Consider the following 25578-nt stretch of genomic DNA (forward strand, 5'->3'; position numbering starts at 1 on the left):
TTTTCGCAAAAAAATATTGTAAAACCAATGAAAGTTTGTTTTTTGAAAAGTATATTGATAAGTATACTTATGTTGCCATTATTGGCTTTCCCAAATTCTAGTTATGAGAATGATTGGAAAATTACTTCAAATGTTGAAGATTTAGATTCAGAAAAAAATGACCAAAATATTACATGTGAAAATTATTACACAGAGAATGAAAACACTATTAGTTCTGGTACTGAATTTGATGTTAATTATGAACATCAAAGATGTTTTTGGTTTATAGAGCCTGAGGAAGAAATTGAAAGATATAAATTAGAATTTGAAAATTTAAATATCAATGGAGTTTTATATGTTTATGATTTAGAAACAGACGAGGAATTGATTGTTTTTAATAGAAGTTCAATTCCACAGACATTCTACACACCTTTGGGAGTTACTAAATTAAAAATAAGATATTATAATAGTTTTAATTCTAGTGATGAAGTAAATCCAGGATGGAAATTAAATTACAAAGGTTATAAAGTTGGAGAATGCCCAAATATTTTTGAATATAATAATTTTCAAGATGAAATACAGTTGACAGGTTTAGAGTCAGGATATTTGCCAAATCAAGAATGTGGATTTCTGATAAATTTAGATGATAATTTTTCAAGAATTCAAATTTTATTTGGAGATTTTTCTTTAGGTGAAGGTGATAGTTTAAAACTGTATAATGGAATTGATGATAGTGCACCATTATTACAAACATATACTGGGGCAGAAATACCTGAAAATTATATTACAGAACATGGAGTTAATCAAGTTTATTTAAAATTTACTTCTGATGATAATATAGAATCTACAGGTTGGAAATTAAAATATTTCGGATTACATGAAGATCAGACTTGTCTGGGAGAAGTTGTGCTAACGGAACCTTCAGGGATTTTTACTGATGGAACAACTGGAAATGAGTTGTATTCTTTGTACAAAAATTGTGGTTGGCTTATTTCAGTAGAAAATGCAGAAAGATTAAAATTAAATTTAAAGAATTATAATATATCGGGAGCATCATTAAATATTTATGCAGGTCCAGATAATTCATATCCTGAACTTGAATTTTACAATAATCAAATAATAACAGAAGAAGGTGTAAATGAGGTTTTTGTTGAGTTTGTTAGAAATTTTTTAGAAGAAACCTCATATCCAGTTCATGGTTTAGGTTGGGAGATAGAATATGAATCTATTCAAAATAATTGTTTTGAATTTTTACAATTACAAACAAACAATGAACCTGTAAGTATTGATGATGGGAGTGATGAAAATCTTTATCAAAATAATTTACATTGTAGTTGGTTACTGACAAATGGTGCTCCAGAAGTAACAGAGACAATGTTATTAGTCGAAAATTTAGATTTAGGCGATGGTGATTTTGTGAAGATTTATAGTGGGAATTCTACGAATGGAGTTTTATTAGAGACTTTAGAAGGAGCTATAAACAACCAAATTATTTCGAATTTAACAAATGAAACTTCCTTTTATATGGAATTTAAGACTGATGCATCTAATGTTGGTGAAGGTTGGGAAATAACTTATCACTCTAAGGCTTCAGATACGGATTGCTTTATAGAGAATTTATTTTCAGAAAACTCGGGAGAATTCATTAAAGAATATAATAAAGAATGGAATTGTGAGTGGATCATTAAACCTGAAACTACTGAAAGAATATATTTAGAATTTTCAGATTTACAGATTGGTTCTGGAGAATTAGAAATTTATGAAGTAACAGAAGATGGAACAGAATCTTTATTAAAAATAGTAAATAATGATTCTTATTTTATTGAAACAGTAACTACAAATAACGAAAATAATTATTTGATAATTAAGTCTAATTCTTTAAATAGTTATTCAAAATACTCAAAATGGAAATTCACATATAAATTATTTGAAGAAGAAGAAGCTTGTCTTTATAATGAAATAATTAATGCTGAAAATGGAACATTAAGTGATGGAAGTGAAGCTTCTTTATATGAGAATAATTTAAATTGTAAATGGATTATTAAAAACGAGGATGCTTATAGGTTTACTTTGAATTTTACAGAATTTGATTTAAAACCAAATGATTTTGTAAAGATTTATGCAGGAACAACTGATGAAGATCCTTTAATTGCTAGTTATACAGGTTCTTCAATTCCAGAAGAAATTACTACAAATATTGGGCAAAATATAGTTGCGATATATTTTATAACTGATGCTTCAAATGCTGGTAATGGATGGACTTTAAATTTTGATTCTATTACCGATTATTGCTCTAATATAACAGTTATTACAGAAAACAGTGGAATTATTGAAGATGGAAGTTTTATTTATCCATATGATTCAGCAAATTGTTCTTGGTTGATTTCGCCAGATCCAGAAGCTAAACAAATTCAATTAATTTTTTCACAAAATGAAATTCTTGATGTAAACTCGTTGAAAATATACGATGGAGCTGATGAGTTTGCGCCATTATTAGAAGGGATTTTTGATGAAAATCACCCGAAAGGAATTTTTACAACAACTTATGGGGTAAATGAAATGTACATAAAATTTGAAGGATCTTCATCTACCCATGATGGTTGGAAAGGTACCTTTAATACTTATTTTGAAGGAGAGTGTAATGAAGGATTTATTCAAAGAAATAATTTTGGAGTAATTTCAGATGGAAGTTTTGATGGAAATTATTCTAATAATTACTCATGTTCATGGGTTATTATTCCAGAAGGTAGTAGTAATTATATAAGTTTTGATTTTGAAGAATTTGATTTAGGTTATGGAGATGTTTTAAGTTTTTATAAAGGAACAAGTGCAGAAGGAGAATTAATAGAATCTTATTCTCAAGAAAATATTCCAAGTAATTTTATTTTAGAAGAAAGTAAAGTTTTTGTGAAATTTGAAACAGATTTAGTTGAAACTGCTAGTGGATGGACTTTTAAATATAAAGCTTTTGAAGAATTTGCAAATTGCTTTGGTCTTACGACTTTGACAGATGAAAAAGATTCCATATTAATAGATAATTTTATTGCAAATAATGAATGTTCTTGGCTTATTTCCCCAGAAACAACAAGCCAAATACGATTAAGTTTTAAACAATTAAAACTATTTGATGATGAGACTTTAACTATTTATGATGGATCGGATGATAATGCTCCTGTATTATTAACTTTAGATGCAAGTTCAGATTATCCTGAGAATATCTATAGTTCTGTCGGAATTAGTCAAGTATTTGTGAAATTTACCACCTACGAAATTACTTCAGATCAAGGATGGTGGGAATTATATTACAATTTATTTGATTCTAATGCAGATTGTTTTGAAAAAGATTTAATATATAAAGAAAACGGAAGTACAGGAACTATTGGAGATGGGAGTGAAGATGAAGATTATGATACAAATAGTTATTGTCAATGGTTGATTCAAAATATTGATAATGGAAATGTTGTTTTAGAATTTACAGAATTTGATTTAGGAGAAGGTGATTTTCTAAGAGTTTATGATGCTGCAAATAGCAATGATTCGGATGAATTAATTGGAGAGTTTGAAGGTGATACAATTCCTGATATTATAGAAAGCACAGGAAACGCATTATATGTCGTATTTGTTTCAGGAGATGAAGATGTGAGTTCAGGCTGGAAAGCTACTTATAAAACATGGAATTATTTTTGTATAGATTCCGAAATTTTGACTGAAGAAACAGGATTATTACATGGTAAAAGTGAAATAATTCAAGATTATACTTACGGAGATTTTACTTGTTCTTGGTTGATAAATCCAGATAGTGATGGAAAAATTTATTTTGATGTAGATAATATTAATTTAGATCATGCCGAATTATTGTTCTACGATGGAGAAGATGAAATAGCTCCTTTGCTAAAAAAATATGATGAATTTAATCTTGAATCAGGAGCTTTTGTTTCAGAGAATACAGATAAAGTTTTTGTGAAATTTGTTGTAGATGATGAAGATTTTATAGCAGATTTTGATATTAATTATGAATTAGTAGAAGAAAACCAAACGTGCTTCAATGATATTATAGAGCTAAATGAAAATGGATTTTTAAAAGACGGATCTAAAGATGAAAATTATCAAAATGATTTAAATTGTTCTTGGATTTTAGATTTATCTGGAAATGATTCTTACAAAATCAAACTTACTTTTACAGAATTTGATTTAGGAGCTGGAGATTCAGTTAAAATTTATGAAGGAACAGATAATACAGGAACATTAATTAATGAATTTACTGGGACAGAAATTCCTGAAGCTTTTATAACAAATTCAGGAGTGAATAAAGTTTATATTGAATTTGAAACGGATGCTTCTGATACAGGAGATGGTTGGGTATTAAATTATTCAAAGTATTCAAGTTCATTTGAATGTATTGGGGTAACAACTTTTACAGAAGATTTTGGTAATATTGGAACATCCGAATATTCCTCTTTTTATGGTCTTCAGTTATATACATGTGGGTGGTTGATAAAACCAGAAAATGAAGGAGATAGAGTTCGAGTTTATCCTAAAGAAATTAAACTTCCTGAAAACCCAAGTATTATCAATATTTATGATGGACCAGATAATTCTTATCCTTTATTAAAAAAATATGAAAATACGACTCAAAATCAAGATTATTTTGAATCATCATCAGGAAATACAGAAGTTTATATTGAGTTTATTTCTAAAAAAATAGGATATAATACAAATTTTGAAATAAGTTATTATCTAATTCAAGAAGAAGAATGTACTGAGAACCCAGTAAGTTACGCCAATTATGGAGTGCTAAGAGATGGTTCTGGAGATGAAAATTACGAGAATAATTTTAGTTGTTCATGGGTGATTTCAGTAATGGATATAAATCAATTAAGGTTTCAATTTTCAAAATTTGATGTAGCATCTGGTGATGAAATAAGAATTTATGAAGGAACTACAAATACTTCTCCTTTAATTGCAACTTTGACAGGAAATGAAATACCTGAAGCTTTAGTTACTTCGTCAGGAATTTCAGATGTTTTAATTGAATTTGAAACAGATGATTTTGAAAATGCTCAAGGTTGGGAACTATATTATAATGAATTTAATGAAGAAGATGTTTGTGGAGGACTAGTTAATTTAACAGAAGAGTCAGGGGAGATTTTAATTGATAATGAAAATTATAATAATATAAAATGTGGTTGGTTAATTGCACCGCCAAATGCAGAACAAATAAGAATTATACCAAAAGAATTAGATTTTCCATCAAATTCTGAAAATTATCAAGTAGAATTTTTTGATGGACCTGACGATTCTTATCCTTTATTAGGCGTTTATAATAAAGCCAATCAATATCAGGAAGTAAATTTTGAAACTACTTATGGAGTAGGAGAAATGTTTGTAAAGTATAGTCAAAAATTAGGAGTGAAATGGCATATTGAATATCATGCAATTTACCAATTATCATATTGTCAAAATATGCTTGTGTTTACAGACGAGAGTGATACGTTTAGTGATGGAAGCTCTTCAGAAACATATCATCCAAATAATAGCTGTACTTGGTTAATTAATCCAGGAGATGCTTTTGAAAGAATCCAATTAAATTTAAAAAATTCTTCAGATTTTGAAACTGGTTTTTCTATTGCAGAAGGAGATCATTTATACATTTATGATGGAGAGGATGAATCAGCACCTTTATTACAAGATTTAACAAATCTAGAAGCATTTGATCAAACGTTTACATCTTCAGAAGGAGTGAATACAATGTTTCTAAAATTTGTTACAAATGATTCCGGCACAGGATCAGGATGGGAAGCAGATTACACAGCTCAAAAACTAAATCAAGATTGTTTAGGAACAGTTGTTACAGAAGAAAATGAAGGGAGTATTTTTTATAATCTTGCTCAAGAAAACGATTTAGCAGAAGATTTTACATGTGAATGGATTATTGATGTTCCAGAAGCTGATAGAATTAAAATTAATTTAAATAATAAATATTTACCAAATAGTTACCTTAAAATTTATAGTGGTGAAAATGCTATATTTAATAATCAAATTAAAACATTTTATAATAATACAGAAGAAAATGTTTTGATGACAGATTATGGTATAAATAAAATATTAATTGTTTATGATAACAATAATCCAAGTTCATATTGGGATTTAGAGTATCATGCTATTTCTGAGGAAGAAGATTCTTGTATAGGAAATCAAGTGTTTACCGCTGATTCAGGTGTTTTTTCTGATACTTTTGGTACAAATCATTTGAATCAAGATTACGCACCTAATAGAAATTGTACATGGTTAATTAAACCAGAAAAAAATTACACAAAACTTTGGTTTGATCGTTTTGAAGTGGAAGAAGGAGATTTTGTAAATATTTATGATGGTTCAGATGCAAATGCACCTTTGTTGGCTTCTTATACAGGAAATGATAATTTAAATGAAATTATAAGTTCAAATGCTGAAGGAAATATATTTGTGGAATTTATTACAGATAATGAAAATGAAGCAGAAGGTTGGAAAATAAGCTATGAGAGTACGAATGAGCCAGAAAATTGTTTCGGTCAATCTGTTTATTATGAGGATTCTGGTGTTATAAATGGTCATTTTTCTGAGCAAAGTTGTATGATTTATATCGCCCCTGAGAATGCAGACAGAATAGAGTTGAAAATTACTTTTTCAAATGCAAATTATGCAAGAGGATATATATATTATGAAGATTTTTATCCTTTTCTTTCACCGTATAAAGAAATTCTATCTGATGATGGTCTAACACATTATTATATTACACCAAATAATTATGCTTTAATAGATTTTAGATCTTATTATGATTTTGATTGGGAGATTGAATATGGATCTTTGCAAAATGGAGAAACATGTTTAGGGTTTAAGGAGATAAATGAATTTAATGGAATTTTAGAAGATTCGCAAGAGGATCAATATGGTAATAATAATGATTGTAGTTGGTTAATTTCTTATGAAGATGGTTATGTTTCTTTGGATTTTTCCGAATTTTCTTTAGATGAAGATGACTATTTATATGTTTATGATGGTGAAGATGAATTAGCTACGCTTTTAGGAGCTTTTACAGGTAATGAAATACCTTCAGAAATTATCTCTAGTTCATCTAAAGTCTTTATAAACTTCAAAACAAATGAATCTGGTACAAGTACAGGTTGGAAACTTAAATACTTAAAAGTATCTGAAGAAGGATGTACAGAAACCCAGATTTTAACAGATCTTGAAGGTGATATTTTAGCAGATTATAATACTATTACTCCAGATGTTCCTGGGAAATGTGAATGGCTTCTAGATCTACCAGGGCAAGAAATGATTTCTTTTAATATTAAACAATGGAATTTAAGTTATATTAATAATGCAAAATTTTATATTTATGATGGAGAAAATGAATTTGGAAATCTTTTAGCTATTTTGGATGATAATAGTTCATCTTCTAGTATAAACAGTGCGGTCTTTAATTTCACTTCTGAAAAAATATTTATTGTTTATAAATCACCAAAAGGTGAAGGAGATGATAGTGTTGGTGCGACTTTATCTTATGAAGCATATGAGAATAGTTTTTCCATTTGTAATTCATATAATTTTTATACTGAAGCTTCTCATGAAATTTCAAAATATTCAGATATAGACCAATATGATCATAATTTAAATTGTGACTTTATTATTTCTGTGAATGATGCAGAAGCTATTCAAATTGTTTTTGAAAAATTCAATCTAGCATCAGACGATAGTTTAACTATTTATGATGGACTATCTGATTCTAGCCCAACTTTAGGAAGCTTTACAGGAGCAACATTACCAGAAATGATTATGTCTACTTCAAATGAGGTATTAGTTAAGTTTGTTACAAATGAAGAGAATTCATCTTTTGGTTGGAAGTTAGAATATCATGCTATTTTAAATGAAAATTATTGTGATGGAGTAGTTGAAATATCAGATTCTTCAGGGATAATTACTGATGGTAGTGGAGATGAAAATTATCTTCCAAATTCAGATTGTGGATGGTTAATTACCTCTCTAAATGCTGTTCAAGTTTCTTTTCGAATGACAGATTTAGATTTAAATCTTGCTTATATAAGAGATTATGTTGCTATTTACGATGGTCCAAATGATACATATCCACTAATAAAAATTTGGAAAGGAAGTAATTATAACCAAGATATTGTGTTTAAAACATCTATGGGGAATGGTCAAATGTTTGTTAAATTTTTCTCAAGTGAATCTGATCAAGACCCTGGTTTTGAAGCAGAATATGAAATATTAGAAGCAGAATCAGATTGTCAATTTCAATTTTTAGAATTTGAAGAAATTGGAACTTTAGAAGATAGTTCAGGTTCAGTAAACTATACATCAAATACTAATTGTAGTTGGGTTATTTCAGGTGAAGAAGATGAAGAATATTCTATTTATTTTACAAAACTTGATATTGGAGAAGGAGATACTCTAAAAATTTATGATGGAGTGAATGAAGAAGGAGAATTATTAGAAGAATATACTTCCTCATCTGAATTACCTGTTTTAATAGAAAATTTAAATACAATTTTTATTGAATGGGCAACAGATGATGCTATTGAAGCAAATGGTTGGGAGTTTGAAGTTAATAAAAATTTATGTGACATGTCAGAAATATTTACCTCAGGTTCAGGTTATATTAAACATGCTTTTGAAGATAATAATTATTATAATAATGAATATTGTTCGTGGTTAATTGCTCCAACAAATGCAAATTATGTTGTTATAGATTTTAAAGGAATGGATGTTGCTCCATTTGATTATTTAAAAGTTTACGATGGACCAAACTCAGATTCACCATTAATTGGAGTTTATAATGGAAATGAAATCCCTGAGCAAATTACGAGTTCTTCAAATGAAGTATTTATTCAATTTCAAACAAATTATTCAGTTACAGGTTTAGGTTGGTATATTTATTATACTTCAGGAAATGATTATTGTGATGCAATGGAGGTGTTAACTGATGATTCAGGAGAAATTACAGATGGTAGTGGAGATGAACAATATTTGAATGATATTTATTGCTCATGGCTTATTTCACCTGATAATGCAAAAAAAATCGTAATTGAAACAAATGAATTTGATCTGGATTATAATGATAAATTATATGTTTATGATGGAAATTCTATAGATGCTCCATTAATTGGAACTTATTCTCTATCTAATACACCTCCTACCAGTTTTTCTTCTTCAGAGGGTATAGGTGAATTATATTTTGTTTTTGAAACAAATTCTTCAGAAACAAATTCAGGTTGGAGTTTCAATTATAAAACTTATAGAGAAAACGAATTTTGTTCACATCAATTGTTAACAGAAACGATAGGAGTTATTTCTGATGGTAGTGATTCTGAAAATTATGAAAATAATACTTTTTGTTCATGGTTAGTAATTCCTGAAACCTTAACTCAAGAAATTTTCTTAGAATTTTCTGAATTGAATCTAAAAAATGGAGATATTTTAAATATTTATAAAGGAGATACTGCTGATGCGCCATTAGTACATTCATTTACAGAAGGAGATATAGTAGATTATTTATTTATTTATAGTGATAAGATTTATATTGAATTTTTGACAGATAATATAGAGAATGCTTCTGGTTGGGAATTAAATTATATTTCAGCAGCTGAATTTACATCTTGTATAGGAGAGCAAGTTATTACTGAAAATTCAGGAGTTATTGAAGATGGAAGTGGTGATAGTAATTATGGATACGATTTAGATTGTACATGGATAATTATACCTTCAGAAGGAAATAAGAATCGTATTGAATTTAATATGATTGATTTAGGTCCTAATGATGAATTACTTATTTATGATGGAGAAGATGAAACAGCACCATTAATTTATTCTTTGGACGAAACAGATCAGTTTCCATTAAATGTTGAAACTTCAGATGGAAATAATAAATTTTATTTAAAATTTATTACTGATAACGCTGAATCTAGAGATGGTTGGGAATTTTATTATTTTACGTCTACAGTAACAATTAATGTTGAAGAAGAAGAATTAGCATCTAAAATCAAAATATATCCAAATCCTTCAGATGGAATTATTACAATAGAAAATAATTTGGATATGAATGTAGATGTCGAAGTATTAAATATTATCGGTACATCGATATTAAATAACATACAAATTAATTATGGAAGTAATTTGTTAGACTTTTCTATTTTAGATAAAGGTGTTTATGTTCTGAGATTTAAATATAAAGGAAACAGTTATTCTAAGAAAATTATAATTCAATAGAGTTTATTTTAATTCTATTTTTAAAGCTCAATAAATTTGTATTGGGCTTTTTTCTTTTTTATAAGAAAAAAAATGTTCAAAAATCAAAAAATATTACTTACAATTCGAAAGTTTGAGAATAAATTAAGATATAAAATAAGTATTTAATACCTGTTTATCTCTTTTTAAGTGTTAAAATAGCTATTAGTAATGTTATCAAATAGTTATGTTTTTTATTGAAAGTAATAATGTTGTTTTAGTTTAAAAATATAATTATCAGTAATTTAAACTGATTATAAAATCCGTTTCTTAAATGTTAAAATTAGTAAGTAAATATTTAAGAAATGATTTATTAATATAACTTGATTAGTTTCGCTTTCGAATAATTTGAAAATTAAACGATCACAGTATGAAAAAACAATTACTATTTGTATTAATGGCTTTGGCACAGATATGTGTTTTTGCCCAAGTACCTAGTTACTACAACAATGTAAATGTTGATGCAACGGGAACTACTTTGAAAAATGCATTGACATCTAAAATTTCATCGACACACACTACAAATCTTTCTTATACTCCTGGAGTATGGAATGCTTTGAAACAAACAGATTTGGATCCAAATAATTCGGCAAATGTTTTTTTGATTTATGGATACAATGATTCAGATTCGGACATTCATAATGACAGAACAAGAGATAAAGATGAAAATGGAGGAGGAGCAAACGATTGGAACAGAGAACACGTTTATCCTAAATCTTTAGCAAATCCAAATCTTGGAACTTCTGGAGCTGGAGCAGATGCTCATAATTTACGCTCTGCAGATGCAAACAAAAATAGTACAAGAGGAAATAGAAAATTCGTAGATAACTCTGGAACTTCTAGAATTATCAATGGAAACTGGTATCCTGGAGACGAATGGAAAGGAGATGTTGCCAGAATGATTATGTACATGTACTTACGTTATGGAAACAGATGTCTACCTAAAAATGTAGGAGTTGGTTCGGCTTCAAGTTTAGATTCAAACATGTTAACTGTATTTTTAGAGTGGAATGCAGAAGATCCAGTATCTGAATATGAATTACAAAGAAATCCGATTATTGAAGGATTACAAGGAAACAGAAATCCATTTATTGACAATCCAGCATTTGCAACAGCAATTTGGGGAGGACCACAAGCAGAAGATCGTTTCGGATCTACGACACAACCACCATCAAATGGAGCAACATTATTTATTTCTGAGTATGTTGAAGGATCTTCAAACAACAAAGCTTTAGAGATTGTAAACAAAACAGGAGCTTCTGTAAATCTTTCTGACTATTCATTAAAGAAACAATCTAACGGAAGTGGAAGTTGGTCTTCAACTTTAAACTTATCAGGAACTTTAGCAAACAACGAAACGTATGTTATCGTTTATACTTATGCTTCTTCAACTTTAAAAGCAAAAGCAGATTTAACTACAAATAGTTCAGCATTAACTTTTAATGGAAATGATCCTGTTGGATTATTCAAAAATACAGCTTTAGTAGATGTTGTAGGAACATACAATGGAGGAAGTTCTAATTTTGCAAAAGACGTTACTTTAGCTAGAAAGACTTCAGTTTCTCAAGGAAACACAACTTTCAACAAAGCAGGAGAGTGGAATACTTTAAGCAAAGATACTTATTCGGGGTTGGGTTCATTTTCAGGTAGTACGACAACTCCACCAGCACCAGTAGAATATTGTGATTCTGAAGGAGGAAATTCTTCTTACGAGTGGATTGATTATGTTGCTTTAGGAAATATGTCAAATAGTTCTGCTAGTAACGGAGGGTATGTGGACGTGAATAAAACGGCTACGGTTTCAAAAGGATCAAATACAATTACTTTAAGTGCAGGATTTTCTGGGCAAAGCTATACAGAATTCTGGAATGTTTGGATTGATTTTAACCAAAACGGAACTTTTGAATCTAATGAAAATGTAGTAAAAAGCAGTTCATCATCTTCTTCAAATTTAAGTTTCAATTTTACAATTCCTAGTTCAGCTTTATCAGGAACAACAAAGATGCGTGTTTCTATGAAATGGGATTCAGATGGAACAGCTTGTGAGAGTTTTTCTTATGGAGAAGTTGAAGATTATAAAGTAAATATTTCAAATGCAAGATTTGCTAATACACCTGTAATTACTGAAAAAACTACAGTTACTTTATATCCAAACCCTGCAAGTTCTGTTTTAAATATTAGTTCAGATGCTACTTATAACTTTACAATTTATAACATGTTAGGGAAAGTAGTGAAAACTGGAAAAGTATCAAATAAACAAATTGATGTTCAAGATATGAAAGCTGGAGTTTATTCTATTATTTTAGAAAATAACACAGATAGAATTTCAGAAAGAATTATGATCAAAAGATAATTTTAAGATATAAAATTTAAGTTGGATTAAAGCCCTGTTTTCTTAATTGAAATGGGGCTTTTTTGTTTTGTAAAAGAAACTATATTTGTGAGTCTGTTGCTGTGAAATTAATTTTGAAAAAAGAAGAAAAAGAAGCTAATAAAAAAGAATATAATTTAAAATAATGAAAAGACAGATTTTAGTCTTAATATTTTTGTTTTTGACTGTGAAGTTAATGATTAGTCAAAACTTGCAAAACGGATTAATAATACCACAAAATAGAGTAGAAGAAAGCGAAGAATTGTATTTATTACCAAAAAATGGATTTACAGTTTATAATAAACCAAATGGAGAAAGAATAGGAATTATTTCTAGGGATTTTGAAAATTTAGAGGATGAAGAAATTTATTTTATAAACAATAAAGGAGAAAGAATTGATTTGAGTAATGAATATTTTGAGGAAATTGGTAATGAAGAGTTAGTTTTAAAATATTGGAAAAGAAAAAATGGTTTTCTTCGAATTTTAGATTCAAGAAATGAATATTGGATAAAAGAATCAGAAGTAAAAAACAAAAATTTTAAAGCTAGTCATTGGGATATTTTTTTAAAATATTTGAATTATCCATTTTACGCTAAAGAACCAGGTTTAAACGTTAGGCAAGATTCGAATATAAATGCTGAAAAGTTTTTCACATTAAAAAGTGATTTACACGAAATAACAGAAATTATAGAACTCGATAAACTTTGGGCTAAAGTGAAAATAAAAATCTATAAAATTCATCCATGCGAGTCTGATTTGTCTGAAGAAGAAAATATAATTGGTGAATTTTCTGGTTGGATAAAATTATTAGATGATAGTGGAAAACCAAATGTTTATTTTTATTCTAGAGGGTGTTAAGATTAAAAAACTTAAATTGTGCAAATGAAAAATATAGAGATTCAATTAAATTACAACAGAAAAGATTTTGAAAATATTTATTTTAAAAATAATCAAGGAAACTATTTTAAGAGTATGACCACAAAAACACTGTTTCATAGTGCGTTATTCTTTTTTATTTTGTTGGTTTTGTCCGTATTCTTTTCATTTTATAAAAACAGTTTTGAAATTGCAATGATTAGTTCTTTATTATTTTTCGTAGTATTGTTGTTTTATTTTTCTGCTTGTTTTAAACTATTTAAATGGAAAAAACTAATTCATGATTTTTTAGATCAAATAGAAACATATAAAGAATTTAGAATCGAGTTAGGTTCTAATTCATTTATTTTTATTCAAGGAGAAAATGAATTTATGGAGAATTGGACGAATTTTAAAATAATAAAGATTCTTGATGATTATTTTGAATTGGAAGGAAGTCAAATTTATGTTATTCCAAAGAAATCTATGTCCAATCAAGATTGTGAAGTAATGAAAAATATTCTAAAAGAAAAAATGAAATAAATTTAAGTGTACACCTTAAAAAAAAAGCTTTATCAAACCGATAAAGCTTTTTTTTTATGAAGTTTTGCGTTTCATTTCGATATATAAATCTTGCACTTTGTTTTTCGCCCAAGAGTGTCTTCTTAAAAAAGTAATACTAGAACCAATAGAAGGATTATTTTTAAAACAACCAATCGGAATTTTATATCCTAAATGTTCCCAACCATAATAGTCGACAAGTTCTACAATCATTTGCTTCAATTTTACTCCATGAGAAGGATTATTCGGTTGATTTTCCATAAATATAATTTAAAATACAAAAGTAGATAAGTTCTTTCAAATAAAAAAAGAGACTATATAAATAGTCTCTTTTCATTCAAATCCAAATAAAACTTAGAAAATCTCTTTCTAAATTATCTTGTTACTGTTCCTGTAGGAAAGTTATTTTGTAGTTCTAAATCATGTAAGTTTGCACCACCAATCATTTCTCCAGCAGTTCCAACTAAAGGTTTTAGCGTAAAAGGTTTTGCGTCATTATCTGGGAAAGGTTCCACAGTAATAACTACCGTTTTTCCTCTTACATCTAAAGGGAAAGTTACACCGTCAGGAGCATTAACTAAATAATCTTCACCAGGGAAGAATCCGTTTTCACCATTTGGCATAGGAAGTGCAACTGGTCCACTGAAAGGCGCAGCTTCATCTGTAGCAGATACATTTGTAAAAGTTCCTGTTGTTAATGGTTTTCCGTCTTCTGTTACAACCCAACCTTCATATTTCCAACCTTCCTCAAGCTCCGGTAAGTTTAAAGAAGCAACAGGGTTTTCTCCTGTAGGATTTACAAACCAAATACCATATTGATCATTATCAACTACATCATCTGTTGGACTAGCTAAAATAAATTGTCCACTTGAGTTTGAAAAATCTCCTACAATTGCTGTATTAACAGAAGCAGAATTTCCGTTGAAATCACCTACTAAATATTTTGTGTTTGAAGGAGCAGGATCTGTATCGTTTGCTGGCTCTATTGTTAAAACAAATTTTGTTGCAGCATCTAAGTCTGCTTTGTTCAATTCAAAATCTTTTTTAGACAAATTACCAGTACCATCCACAGTAAAAACTCCTGTACTGATAGCGTTTCCATCTACAATAATCCATCCTTCATATGCATAATTATCACCTAAACTTTCAAGACCTGTTAAGTTTAAATTCAACATTGATTTTTCTTCAACTGGTGTTGAGGTTGTGTCGTCATCACTGCTACAAGAAGCAGCTACAAGTCCTAATGATAATAATGAACCATAAATCAGTTTTCTCATTTCGTTAGTTATATTTATTAAATGTTAGCAAATAATTTCATTGCTTATTTAGAACGTATTAAATTTTTAAGCTTACAGTTAAATATCTTCTAGTTAATGTTTTAACAAAAAATTAAGAAATGGCTGAATTTTATTATGGAATATTTTGAGTTAAATAATGCTTTTATTGATTTAGTTTTTATGATTATTTTGAAGTAAAGTTTTTGAATTTTTTTATTGAAAATATGATAATTACATTTCAGTTAAATATGTTAAATAAATCATATATTGCCGATAAATTAATAAAAATATTATGGAAAAATTAATAAGGTTGATGGTGATTGTCGCATTGGTATTCGCTTCTCCTGTATTTATGATTGCGCTTTTTACAATTAACAAGCAGGTTTTTTATTTTAACCTAGAGGAATTGTTTCTTACATTTATTCTTTTCCTAGGACTGTTATGGTATATAGGTTTAGGTATGTATTTGGTTGTAAATAAATCTCGAAATCAGGAAATTATAAATAACGTTCTTCTTGGAACAGGCTTTATCGGATTTTTCCTTTTAATTTTTAATAATGGTGAGATACCTTCTTTTAAAAGTTTGTTTAATATTGAACGACCAAAAGAAATATTTTTGATATGGTATCCTGTATTAGTCACAACTTTTTTAATGACAAAAATTACTTTAAAATTAAAAGGTAAAGAATTACCAAAACCGAATTTTAAATTTTCTTAAAAATAAATTCAAAATATGAAACTTATAATCTTCGATATAGATGGAACGCTGACAGATTCGATTCCTATTTATAAGAAAATTTATCGTGAGATGATTTCTGAAATTGGGATAAAAGAATTCAATGCGGATTTTGATAATTATAAACATCATTCAGATTCTTTTATTGCAAAAGAGATTTTTGAAACTGCAACTGGAGAAAATTTTACCAAAGAAAAATTGGAAGAATTGGAGGAAATCATGTATTCGAAGATTATAAATTTTGATTTTGAAGAAATTAAAGGAGCCAAAAAGCTGATTGAAAATTTACAAGCAAATTCACATATTGCAATTTGTTATGCAACGGGTTCTCTAGAAAAAACAGCAAAATATCGCTTGAAATCTATTGGAATTCGTTTTGAAAAGGAACAATTGGTAGGTTCAAATAATTTTTATTCTAGAGAAGAGATAGTTTCTCAAGCTATCGAAAATGCCAAAAAGTTTTATGATGTTGAAGATTTTGAGCAAATAATTTCTGTTGGAGATGGACTTTGGGATTTAAAAACTGCTCAAAATTTAAATATTGACTTTATAGGAATTGGAAATGTCAATAAGCAAAAAATGTTAGAGAACGGAATGACTAAACATTTTGAAGATTTGACAAACTTTGAAATATAAGCTTACTGTTTTTAAATATTGGTATGAAACTTAGATTTGATAAGATAGGTATTACTTTTAGAACTATTTATATAAACTTTATGTTTTTTATGGTTTTTGGTTTAAGCTTTGGACAAACAAATACTTATGATCGTTTTAATAGTTATTTTGAAATAGATTCCTTAAAAAGATATAATTCCTCTTTAGATTCCTTTTGTGTTCAATCTGAACCTAAATCGATTGAAAAAATACCTTTTAAATTTAAAAAAGTTAGAGAACGAAAAATAGAAAATATTTTATTTTCTGAGTATGAATATAAAATAAAAGGAAAAGAAAGATTTTTTTCGGTAGGTTTTAAAAAGGATCGATTTTATTTTATTAATGATGAAAATAATGTAATTGAAATAAAAGAATATAGTTCTGAAGAATTGAATATAAGTCCTTTTTCAGAAGATTATCAGGTTTTTATTAAAGAATTTAATGTTGAAAAAGTAATAATAGCAGAACAAGAAGTTTTGGATGGAGTTATAATTTTAAGTTTTATTCCAAAAGAAAAATCAGATTCTCTACAATTTTTTGAAATGCAAATATGTCCTAGATTAGGAATTTATCTTGTAATGAAAAAAGAACAAAACATGTATAAAACAAGTTATTTTGGTTGCTATTAAATATAAATTACTTAGAATTTTATTTATTATCCTTCTTTTTTTCTTAAATGCTTGTAATTCTAATTTAAAAAATCAAAAGATTCTTTAGTGTTTGTAATTTTATAAATCGTAGATAGTTAATGATTTAAAAGGTGTTTTAGATATTGATAGAATTGCTGATAATAAAAAAGTTGAAAAAATATTTGAAAAAAATGATGTTTTAACAAAATATGCTTTTAACTTTAATGAAAAATTAACTTCAATTGTAAGAAGGGTGAAAAATAAACAATATATTTTTTACTTAAGTGAGCTGAATGAAGGAGAGTTGGAACTAATTGATACTTTAATTACGAATAACATTTATGACGTTACATGGCTAACTTCATTTCAAAAATATAAGAAAATGAACTGTTTTTTTATGAAAAGTAGTGGAGAACAAGGGAGTGTTTTTGTAAGTAAAAGAGAAGAAAATAGAATTGAAATCGTTTATTTAAAAGAATAAAAAAATGAAAAAACTTTTACTTTTATTGTTTGTATTGAGTTTTTTAGCTTGTGAAGAGAATGCTAATAAAGAATTTCTAGATTATGAAGAAGTTCGATTGGATTTAAAAGCATTGACCAAATATTTAGATCAAAAATCTGCTTATCATCATGTAACAGATTTTGACTATAAAGAAGCTTTTGATAAATATTTAAAAAAAAATGAGGGTAAGGAGTTTATAAATAAAGCTGAATTTGGTATTTATTTAGATAATATTCTTGGAGAATTTGGAGATAGACATGCGTATGCAAAAGGATTTGAGTTGAAAGATGTTAAATATTTACCTTTTACATTAGCTCCTTTAAATGATAATGTATTGGTTTTAGATAATGAAAAGTGTGATAAAGAATATTATTTTTGGAATATAAATTACCCTTATCTTAAAGAAATTGATTTAAAACCAATCGAATATTTTGCTTTAAATGGAGTTCCAAGAGATAAACATGCTCCAGATAATGCAAGGTTTTTAAGAGGTTTAAATGAACTTAGAGATGTTTCAAGAATTTATACAAATTTAAATTTACCACTTAAAGATTCAATACTTTTTACATTTACAGATGTTTTTCAACAAAAAGACACAACTTTTTATGTGAAAATGGTTGAAAGAAAAGAAAGAGGAAGAATATGGAAAGAAAAAATTGAAGCTAAATACTCTAAATATAAAGCAGAAGATTATAATAATAAAAAAGTATGCAAAAAACTATTTTCAATAAAGGATAGTGTTGCGTATTTGCATGTTCCTGAAATGTTTACGAGGAAGAATGTTCCGGGGTTTTTCAACTATTTCAATACTTTTATGAAACAAATAAAAAATTCTTCTAAAGCTTTAATTTTAGATGTACGAGGAAATAAAGGAGGTTATCGTGATTTTACATACGATTTTGCTAAATATGTAATTCATCCAGATTCAATTTATATTACAAATGCGGCGAGATTTAAAGGGGCAGGAGCCCTAACTGATCGTCAGAAAATTGGTATAGAAAGTCGTCAATTAGTGGCAGAAGAAGAAATGAATGAAGAAGAAAAATTGGCTCTTGAAAAATTTAATCAAAAATTTAATCCAAAATATACGTTTGAAGATGGTATTTTTGGATCATACTACTATATGGTTTTTAATGGGAAAAAGACCGTAAATCCTGATTATTATTACGATAAACCTATTTATATATTGTGTAATGAAAAATCAAGAAGTGCTACATCAGTATTAGTAGCAGCATTTAAAGGTTTACCAAATATTACAATTGTTGGTGAGAAAATAGATGGATCAAGTAGTGTAAGTCCTAAAATTCATTTGCCACATTCTAGACTTGAATTAAAAATTAGTATTATGATTTCCTATCAAAAGGATGGAAATCTTTTTGATTGTGTTGGTACAGATCCAGACATTGAAATAAATAGAGATATTGATCAAGTTTTTTGGATAAGAGATACGCAGCTTGAAAAACTAAAACAGATTATTAAAGAGAGGAATAATGATGTTTAATTATTTTTTTGAGATCATTTTGGATGATTATAAAAAGGTGTTGAAAATTAAAATGAAAAAAATTCTATGGATTTGTAAGATTAGTTTAATAGCTATTGCTATTTTTTCTTTTATTAATTGTGTTAAACCTGAAAAATCGAACATTCTATTTTATGAAGTAAATCTTAAAAGTCAAGATTTAAGAATGTTTTGGAAAAATGAAAAAGGACAAAATTATAAGAATTTTGAAAATCTTATGCGTTAGTTAAAACATGATGGAAAAGAGTTGGTTTTTGCCATGAATGCTGGTATGTATAAAAAAGATTTAAGTCCACTTGGGTTATTTATTGAAAATGGAAAAGAGAAGAATTCTTTAAATAGAAAAAAAGATGCTTATGGAAATTTTTACATGCAACCAAATGGTGTTTTTGTAATAACAAATGATCAAAAAGGAATTGTTTGTAAAACTGAAGATTTTCAGAATCAGAATGTAAAATATGCAACACAATCTGGACCGATGTTGTTGATTGAAGGTGGGATAAATTCAAAATTTCGAAAACCATCAGAAAATATTAATATCAGAAATGGTGTTGGAATTTTACCAAATGGAAATGTCCTTTTTGCAATGTCTAAAGAAAAGATAAACCTATATAATTTTGCAGATTTTTTTAAGTCTAGAGGTTGTAAAAATGCTCTTTATCTTGATGGATTTGTTTCTAAAACATATCTCCCAAAAAAAGATTATGGGCAATTAGGAGGTAATTTTGGTGTAATAATAGGGGAAATTAAATAATAGAAAAAAAAAGATGAGTGTAGGAAAGCAAATTTCAGGTGTTGTTCTTTTTTTGGTAACATTAATTCAAGTAATATTTTTTATCCGTGATTTTAATAAGGATGTTGACTATGATTCACCACTAAGTGAAATAAAAGATATTAGAAGAAAAATAAAAACAAATGTTTCAGAAGGATTATTAGGCGTTATAAACAAAGGGAAATTGGGGTTTATTAATTTAGAGGGAGAGCTTGTGGTTCCTTATGTATATGATAATGTTGAAGATTTTTCAGAAGGTTTTTCAAAAGTATCTAGAGGTTTTAAATATGGATTTATTGATAGGTTTGGTAGTGAAGAGATTCCTTTGATTTATGATGATGCTCATTCCTTCTCAGAAGGATTATCTTCAGTTTCTTTTGATCTTAAAAATTATGGTTATATCAATAAAAAAGGAGATAAAGTGATTCCTTTTAATTATTTGACTGCAAAATCTTTTAAAGAAGGTTTAGCTCCAGTACAGTCTTCTGAGAATAAATTGTTTGGAGCTATAAATAAAAAAGGAAAAGTAATTATTCCATTCAAATATGATAATATGATGGAATTTTCAGAAGGTATAGCAGTTGTTACAAAAAATGATAGATATGGTTTTGTAAATAAAAAAGGGAAAGAAATTATACCAATAAAGTATGAATATGCAACGAATTTTCAAGATGGATTGGCTGTTGTGCCTATAGATAATAAATGGGGTTACATTAATAAAAAAGGAAAAATTGTAATACCTACAGAATATGATGATGCTACTTCTTTTTCTAATGGATTAGCAAACGTATTAAAAGATGGGAAATGGTTTATAATAAATAAAAAAAATGAAATTCTTTATGAATTAAATTATGATAAAGTACATAGTTTTAGTGAAGGATTTGCTGCTGTTTCTAAAGATGGATTTTGGGGGTTTATTGATAGGAAAGGCCAAGAGTTAGTTCCTCCATTTAATAAAAGCTTCAAACCTTTTAAAAATAATTATGCTGTAATTTTGACTAAAATTGATTTTTATTATGTGATAGATTCTACAGGGGAAAATATTAATCATCATGTGAGTTTTGATTTAAAATAAAAAATAAATATCGTTTAAGTTAATTAAAATAAATAATGAAATTATACACAGTTTGTTCTTCTTGTAAAGAAGAGATAAAAATAAAATCATTTGCTAGCACAAGACCTGAATTGCAAATGGAGAAGGGTAGAGAATTCAATGTAAATTGCCAAAATTGTGGTGTTTTTGAAAAAAAGCATATCAATGATGTGAAAGCAGAAATCGGAAAATTAATGCTTTTGATAATAGGTTTTTCAGGAATAGCTTTCGCTGTTTTTTTGTTTTTTTTCTTAGGTATGATCAGTTCATTAATATCATTTATTCCAATGATTTTTTGGCAACAGGAGGTAAAAGCAGTTCGTTCATTTAATTCTTATTTGGTGAAAAGATGAAAAAGTCTATTACAAATAGGCTTTTTTTTATGTGAATTAAATCGATGAGGTTTATTCAAACAGATTTAAAACTTATCTTTTAAGTTGAATAATCTCTCCAAGTAACCAAAAACCATTGATCATCTATTTTTTTAAATTCATAGAAGACAGCCAAACCATTTTCAATTCCTTTAATAGAGATAATCGCTTCGTTTTCTTTTATTTCAATATCCTGTTTATAATCTCCATTGTTTTTATCATAAGGAAGAAACTTTTTAATCCAATAATCTGTAATAAAAACAGTTTTGTTTTTTAATTCTCCTTCATAAATATCCATTTGCTGTACCTTTAGAGGAAAACGAACTCTTTCCATTTGAAATGTAGAATCTGCGCTGAAATACATCAAAAATTCATTAAAACTATAATCTACAGTTTCTGGAATATAAATTCGTTTTTTCTTTTTCTTTACTTTCTTCTTTTCAATTTTTTTTGTTTCTAAAGGTTTAGGTTTTTCCGTATTTTCTTTACATGAAATAAAGAGCATAGAAATAATTATAAAACTAAATTTCAAGAATTTCATAATTCAATTATTTTTTACAATTATAAATAAACTTCCTGTAAATTCTCTTAAATATCTTCGACAAAAAGAAAAATGTATTTCTATATGTCTAAAAATATTCTTTTTTCATTTTTTGTAATATTCTTTTTTTCTTGTCAAAAGGAAGACTCTTCTCAAATTATAAATCAAAATCCAGAAGAAAATTGCACCATTGCTATTTCTGAAAAAATAAATGGAGGATCGATTTTACAATTTAATAGTGTTCATGAAGTTTATCAGCCGAATATTTATATGCATAAAAAGACAGGAGCGAATTGGCTTGCGATGTCTGAAATTATTAGATTGAAAACAGATGATTTTGTGAATATGAATAGGCCTTATGAATTTCGTATTCCAGAATATTTAGAACTTTTAAATAGAGTGATTCCAGTAGTTTTGAACAATAATGGTATAGATTATATTCTTTTAAAACCGCTTACAGATTTTTCATATTCTACAGTAGAGTTTTGGGGAGATTTTTATGTGGAAACAGAAGAAGAATGGCTAGAAATCGAGAATACATATTTTGAATTATTTGATGAGGTTGCAAAATTATCTTTGGAATATCCTCAAATCAAAATGCTTTCTATCGGAAATGAATTGCGAGAATTTACAAAAAGAAGACCGCAGTTTTTTAAAGGTTTAATCTTGCATTTGAGAGAAAATTACCCAAATATTCAATTGACTTATGCCGCAAATTGGGATGAATACGAAGGAATTACTTTCTGGGAAGATTTAGATTTTATAGGAGTGAATTCTTATTTTCCTTTGGTGAATAAAGAAACGCCAACAGTTGAAGAAATTAAAGATGCTTTTCAACCAATCAAAAATAATCTAGAAGATTTTTCATGTTTTTATAATAAACCAATTCTTTTCTCAGAATATGGTTTTCGTAGTATAGATTTTGCTGCTTGGAAAGCTTGGGAACTAGAACCTTTCAGTGTTTCAAATGTAAACCACGAAGCTCAGAACAATGGTTATGAAGGTTTTTATCAAACTTTCTGGGGTGAACCTTGGGTTGCTGGTGGTTTTTTCTGGGAATGGGAAATTTCGTTTACAGAACACGTTGGTGGGCATAATAATGGTTGGCAAGTTTCAGGAAAACCTGCTCAGGAAATTATTAAGAAATATTATACAAAAAATGTAGACTAGAATTTTCAATAATTTTTTACATTTGACATCTCAAAAAAAGGAGATTGACTTATGTTGAAAGTATTGAGAAATAATCAAAAAGTAGAAGCTTCAGAATTAAATATTTGTGTTGTTTTAAGTGGAAATATCACGATTCAACTTCAAGAAGAAATTTTCCCAATTCCTTCCAAAAGCTTTTTTTTCTTTAATCAACCGTTTGAAGTTATTGCTGCTTCGCCATATATCGAAGGTTTTATTTTAAATTTAGATACTGAATTTTTGCAAAATTTTTCGGACTTAAAAACAGAAATCAATTCACTTTCAAATTTCTTTCAGGTTCTTCAAATTAATAATATAGATGGAATAAAAAACCTATTGAATTCTATTTCTAAAATTGAAGAAAACACACAATTAAGAAATAGTTATCTTCATATTTTAACCAATGATTTTATTTCTAATTATAAATATAGTTTAAAGGAAAAATCTGTTGTGGAGCAATTTTCAGATTTGATTGAACAACATTTAGAAAAAAATTATTGTGCAGGAACTTATGCAGAAATGTTAGATATTCCTCTGAAAAAACTAATTAAAGAGGTTAAAAAAACAACTGAAAAAACTCCGTGTAATTTTATAAAAGAAAAAGTAATTCAGAGAGCTAAAAATTTACTTGTCAATACGGAAGATACTAGCCAGATGATTTCTTATAAATTAGGTTTTGAAGATCCTTATTATTTTATTAAATACTTCAAGAACGACACAGGTTTGACGCCTACACAATACAGAAAAAAGTTCAACATCAACTAAGTGGGAATATTTTCCATCTTTTTTAATTTTTCTACATTTTCTAAACCTTCATTTTAACTCATTTTTGCTTTATAATTAAACAAAGCAAATGAAGATGGATTTAAATAAACAACTTGCTGAAACAAAAGCAAACAATAAAGCAAACATTCCAACAGATATTTGGAATGTGATGGAGGAGAGTACCAATAAATTAATTCAAGAACAATTAAGTAAAAATGCTTTTCAAGTTGGTGATATTTTGCCTAATTTTAATCTGATTGATATCCATAATAAAGAAGTTTCTTTAAACGATTTCTCTGATGATTTTTTGGTGATTTCTTTCTATCGTGGTGGTTGGTGTCCTTATTGTAATTTAGAATTAAAAGCACTTCAAAATATTGTTCCACAACTGAAAGAATTGAATACTAGCTTGATTGCGATTACACCAGAAACTCCAGATTATTCATCGGAAACATACCAAAAAAATAATTTGGATTTTTCAGTTTTAAGTGATTTGGATAATGTGTATGCGAAATCTCTAGGATTGGTTTTTCAAATGCCAGAAGAACTACAAAAAATATATGATTGTTTCAATATAAAAGTAGATAAACATAATGGAAATGATGATTTTGAATTGCCAATGCCTGCAACGTATGTTTTAAACAAACAAAGAGAGATTATTTACAGTTTCATTCCTGAAGATTATACAGAAAGATTAAATCCTGATACAATTTTAAGTGAAATAAAAAATAATAATAAATAAAAATGGAAAGTTTAAAAGGTAAAAAAGCATTAATTACTGGTGCAGGAAAAGGAATTGGGAAAGCAATTGCTTTAGCATTAGCAAACGAAGGTGTGGATGTAGCATTAGTTTCTAGAACTCAAAAAGATGTAGATTTAGTTGCTGCTGAAGCAGAAAAATTAGGTGTGAAATCTTATGCAACTACAGCTAATGTTGCTTCCTTAGAATCGGTAAATAAAGCAGCAGAAGAAATTAAATCTAATTTTGGAGACATCGATATTTTGATTAATAATGCTGGAATCGGAAGGTTTGGAAAATTCATGGATCTTGAGGTTTCTCAATGGGAAGAAGTAATTCAAATTAATCTTTTAGGTACTTATTATGTTACTAGAGCATTTTTACCAGAAATGATTGAAAAACAGGCTGGAGATATTATCAATATTTCTTCTACTGCTGGACAAAAAGGTGCTGCTGTAACAAGTGCTTATAGTGCTTCTAAGTTTGGAGTTCTTGGACTTACAGAATCTTTGATGCAAGAGTTGAGAAAACACAATATCCGAGTATCTGCGCTGACTCCAAGTACTGTTGCTACGGATATGGCTTTAGATCTTAATTTAACAGATGGAAATCCTGAAAGAGTAATGCAACCAGAAGACATTGCAGAATTAATTATAGCGCAATTAAAACTGAACAGAAGAGTATTTATCAAAGAATCTGGTATTTGGTCAACGAATCCATAGATTTTAAAAAATATATTTA

The 25578-nt window shown here is 27.8% G+C and carries 20 protein-coding genes; 17 read left to right on the top strand and 3 right to left on the bottom strand.

Annotation, left to right across the window (positions count from 1 at the left end; genetic code table 11):
• The first annotated feature begins 27 nt into the window (after positions 1-27).
• The 4 genes from I0K12_RS13910 to I0K12_RS13925 all read left to right on the top strand — a co-directional run bounded on the left by I0K12_RS13910 (position 28) and on the right by I0K12_RS13925 (position 14033).
• Positions 28-10245 (top strand): CUB domain-containing protein, encoded by a 10218-nt coding sequence (locus I0K12_RS13910; protein WP_196888738.1) that lies wholly within the window; start codon positions 28-30, stop codon positions 10243-10245.
• 388 nt (positions 10246-10633) lie between these two features.
• Complete coding sequence (locus tag I0K12_RS13915) at positions 10634-12616, top strand: endonuclease (RefSeq protein ID WP_196888739.1); 1983 nt, start codon at positions 10634-10636, stop codon at positions 12614-12616.
• 163 nt (positions 12617-12779) lie between these two features.
• Positions 12780-13493: a hypothetical protein gene (locus tag I0K12_RS13920; protein ID WP_196888740.1), complete on the top strand. Its 714-nt coding sequence runs from the start codon at positions 12780-12782 to the stop codon at positions 13491-13493.
• Positions 13494-13517: 24 nt separating this feature from the next.
• Positions 13518-14033, top strand: a complete 516-nt coding sequence (locus I0K12_RS13925) for a hypothetical protein (RefSeq protein ID WP_196888741.1) — start codon at positions 13518-13520, stop codon at positions 14031-14033.
• 54 nt (positions 14034-14087) lie between these two features.
• Here I0K12_RS13925 and I0K12_RS13930 read toward each other — a convergent pair whose 3' ends face one another.
• Positions 14088-14312, bottom strand: coding sequence for a VF530 family DNA-binding protein (locus tag I0K12_RS13930; RefSeq protein WP_196888742.1), 225 nt, complete (start codon positions 14310-14312; stop codon positions 14088-14090).
• Between the two features lie 113 nt (positions 14313-14425).
• Complete coding sequence (locus I0K12_RS13935; RefSeq protein WP_196888743.1) at positions 14426-15328, bottom strand: anti-sigma factor; 903 nt, start codon at positions 15326-15328, stop codon at positions 14426-14428.
• 292 nt (positions 15329-15620) lie between these two features.
• Between I0K12_RS13935 and I0K12_RS13940 the strand changes: the two genes are divergently transcribed.
• The 9 genes from I0K12_RS13940 (at position 15621) to I0K12_RS13975 (ending at position 21586) form a co-directional block, all read left to right on the top strand.
• Positions 15621-16046 carry a hypothetical protein gene (locus I0K12_RS13940; RefSeq protein WP_196888744.1) on the top strand — a complete coding sequence of 142 codons (426 nt, stop codon included), beginning with the start codon at positions 15621-15623 and terminating at the stop codon, positions 16044-16046.
• A 15-nt stretch (positions 16047-16061) separates the two neighbouring features.
• Positions 16062-16700, top strand: a complete 639-nt coding sequence (locus I0K12_RS13945; protein WP_196888745.1) for an HAD family hydrolase — start codon at positions 16062-16064, stop codon at positions 16698-16700.
• Between the two features lie 23 nt (positions 16701-16723).
• Positions 16724-17347: a hypothetical protein gene (locus I0K12_RS13950; protein ID WP_196888746.1), complete on the top strand. Its 624-nt coding sequence runs from the start codon at positions 16724-16726 to the stop codon at positions 17345-17347.
• Positions 17348-17600: 253 nt separating this feature from the next.
• Complete coding sequence (locus I0K12_RS13955) at positions 17601-17828, top strand: hypothetical protein (protein ID WP_196888747.1); 228 nt, start codon at positions 17601-17603, stop codon at positions 17826-17828.
• 4 nt (positions 17829-17832) lie between these two features.
• On the top strand, positions 17833-19350 hold the full coding sequence (locus tag I0K12_RS13960) for a S41 family peptidase (RefSeq protein WP_196888748.1): 1518 nt from the start codon (positions 17833-17835) through the stop codon (positions 19348-19350).
• A 52-nt stretch (positions 19351-19402) separates the two neighbouring features.
• Positions 19403-19594, top strand: a complete 192-nt coding sequence (locus I0K12_RS21975) for a hypothetical protein (protein ID WP_231372768.1) — start codon at positions 19403-19405, stop codon at positions 19592-19594.
• A 21-nt stretch (positions 19595-19615) separates the two neighbouring features.
• Entirely contained in the window at positions 19616-20122 is a 507-nt protein-coding gene (locus I0K12_RS13965) for a phosphodiester glycosidase family protein (RefSeq protein ID WP_255552900.1), read from the top strand.
• Between the two features lie 13 nt (positions 20123-20135).
• Positions 20136-21215 (top strand): WG repeat-containing protein, encoded by a 1080-nt coding sequence (locus I0K12_RS13970; RefSeq protein ID WP_196888749.1) that lies wholly within the window; start codon positions 20136-20138, stop codon positions 21213-21215.
• A gap of 35 nt (positions 21216-21250) precedes the next feature.
• Positions 21251-21586: a hypothetical protein gene (locus tag I0K12_RS13975; RefSeq protein WP_196888750.1), complete on the top strand. Its 336-nt coding sequence runs from the start codon at positions 21251-21253 to the stop codon at positions 21584-21586.
• A 79-nt stretch (positions 21587-21665) separates the two neighbouring features.
• Here the strand turns inward: I0K12_RS13975 and I0K12_RS13980 are convergent, their stop codons facing one another.
• Positions 21666-22145 (bottom strand): DUF4348 domain-containing protein, encoded by a 480-nt coding sequence (locus tag I0K12_RS13980; RefSeq protein WP_196888751.1) that lies wholly within the window; start codon positions 22143-22145, stop codon positions 21666-21668.
• Positions 22146-22229: 84 nt separating this feature from the next.
• Here I0K12_RS13980 and I0K12_RS13985 point away from each other — a divergent pair, with 84 nt between their 5' ends.
• From I0K12_RS13985 to I0K12_RS14000, 4 genes are all read left to right on the top strand, one after another.
• Positions 22230-23315, top strand: a complete 1086-nt coding sequence (locus I0K12_RS13985; protein ID WP_196888752.1) for a glycoside hydrolase family 113 — start codon at positions 22230-22232, stop codon at positions 23313-23315.
• Between the two features lie 51 nt (positions 23316-23366).
• Positions 23367-24098 (top strand): helix-turn-helix domain-containing protein, encoded by a 732-nt coding sequence (locus tag I0K12_RS13990; RefSeq protein WP_196888753.1) that lies wholly within the window; start codon positions 23367-23369, stop codon positions 24096-24098.
• Positions 24099-24192: 94 nt separating this feature from the next.
• Positions 24193-24840 (top strand): peroxiredoxin-like family protein, encoded by a 648-nt coding sequence (locus I0K12_RS13995; protein ID WP_196888754.1) that lies wholly within the window; start codon positions 24193-24195, stop codon positions 24838-24840.
• 2 nt (positions 24841-24842) lie between these two features.
• Positions 24843-25559, top strand: coding sequence for a 3-ketoacyl-ACP reductase (locus I0K12_RS14000; protein ID WP_196888755.1), 717 nt, complete (start codon positions 24843-24845; stop codon positions 25557-25559).
• Positions 25560-25578 lie beyond the last annotated feature (19 nt).

The sequence above is a fragment of the Aureivirga sp. CE67 genome (assembly GCF_015767245.1).
In the GTDB taxonomy this organism is placed as follows: domain Bacteria; phylum Bacteroidota; class Bacteroidia; order Flavobacteriales; family Flavobacteriaceae; genus Aureivirga.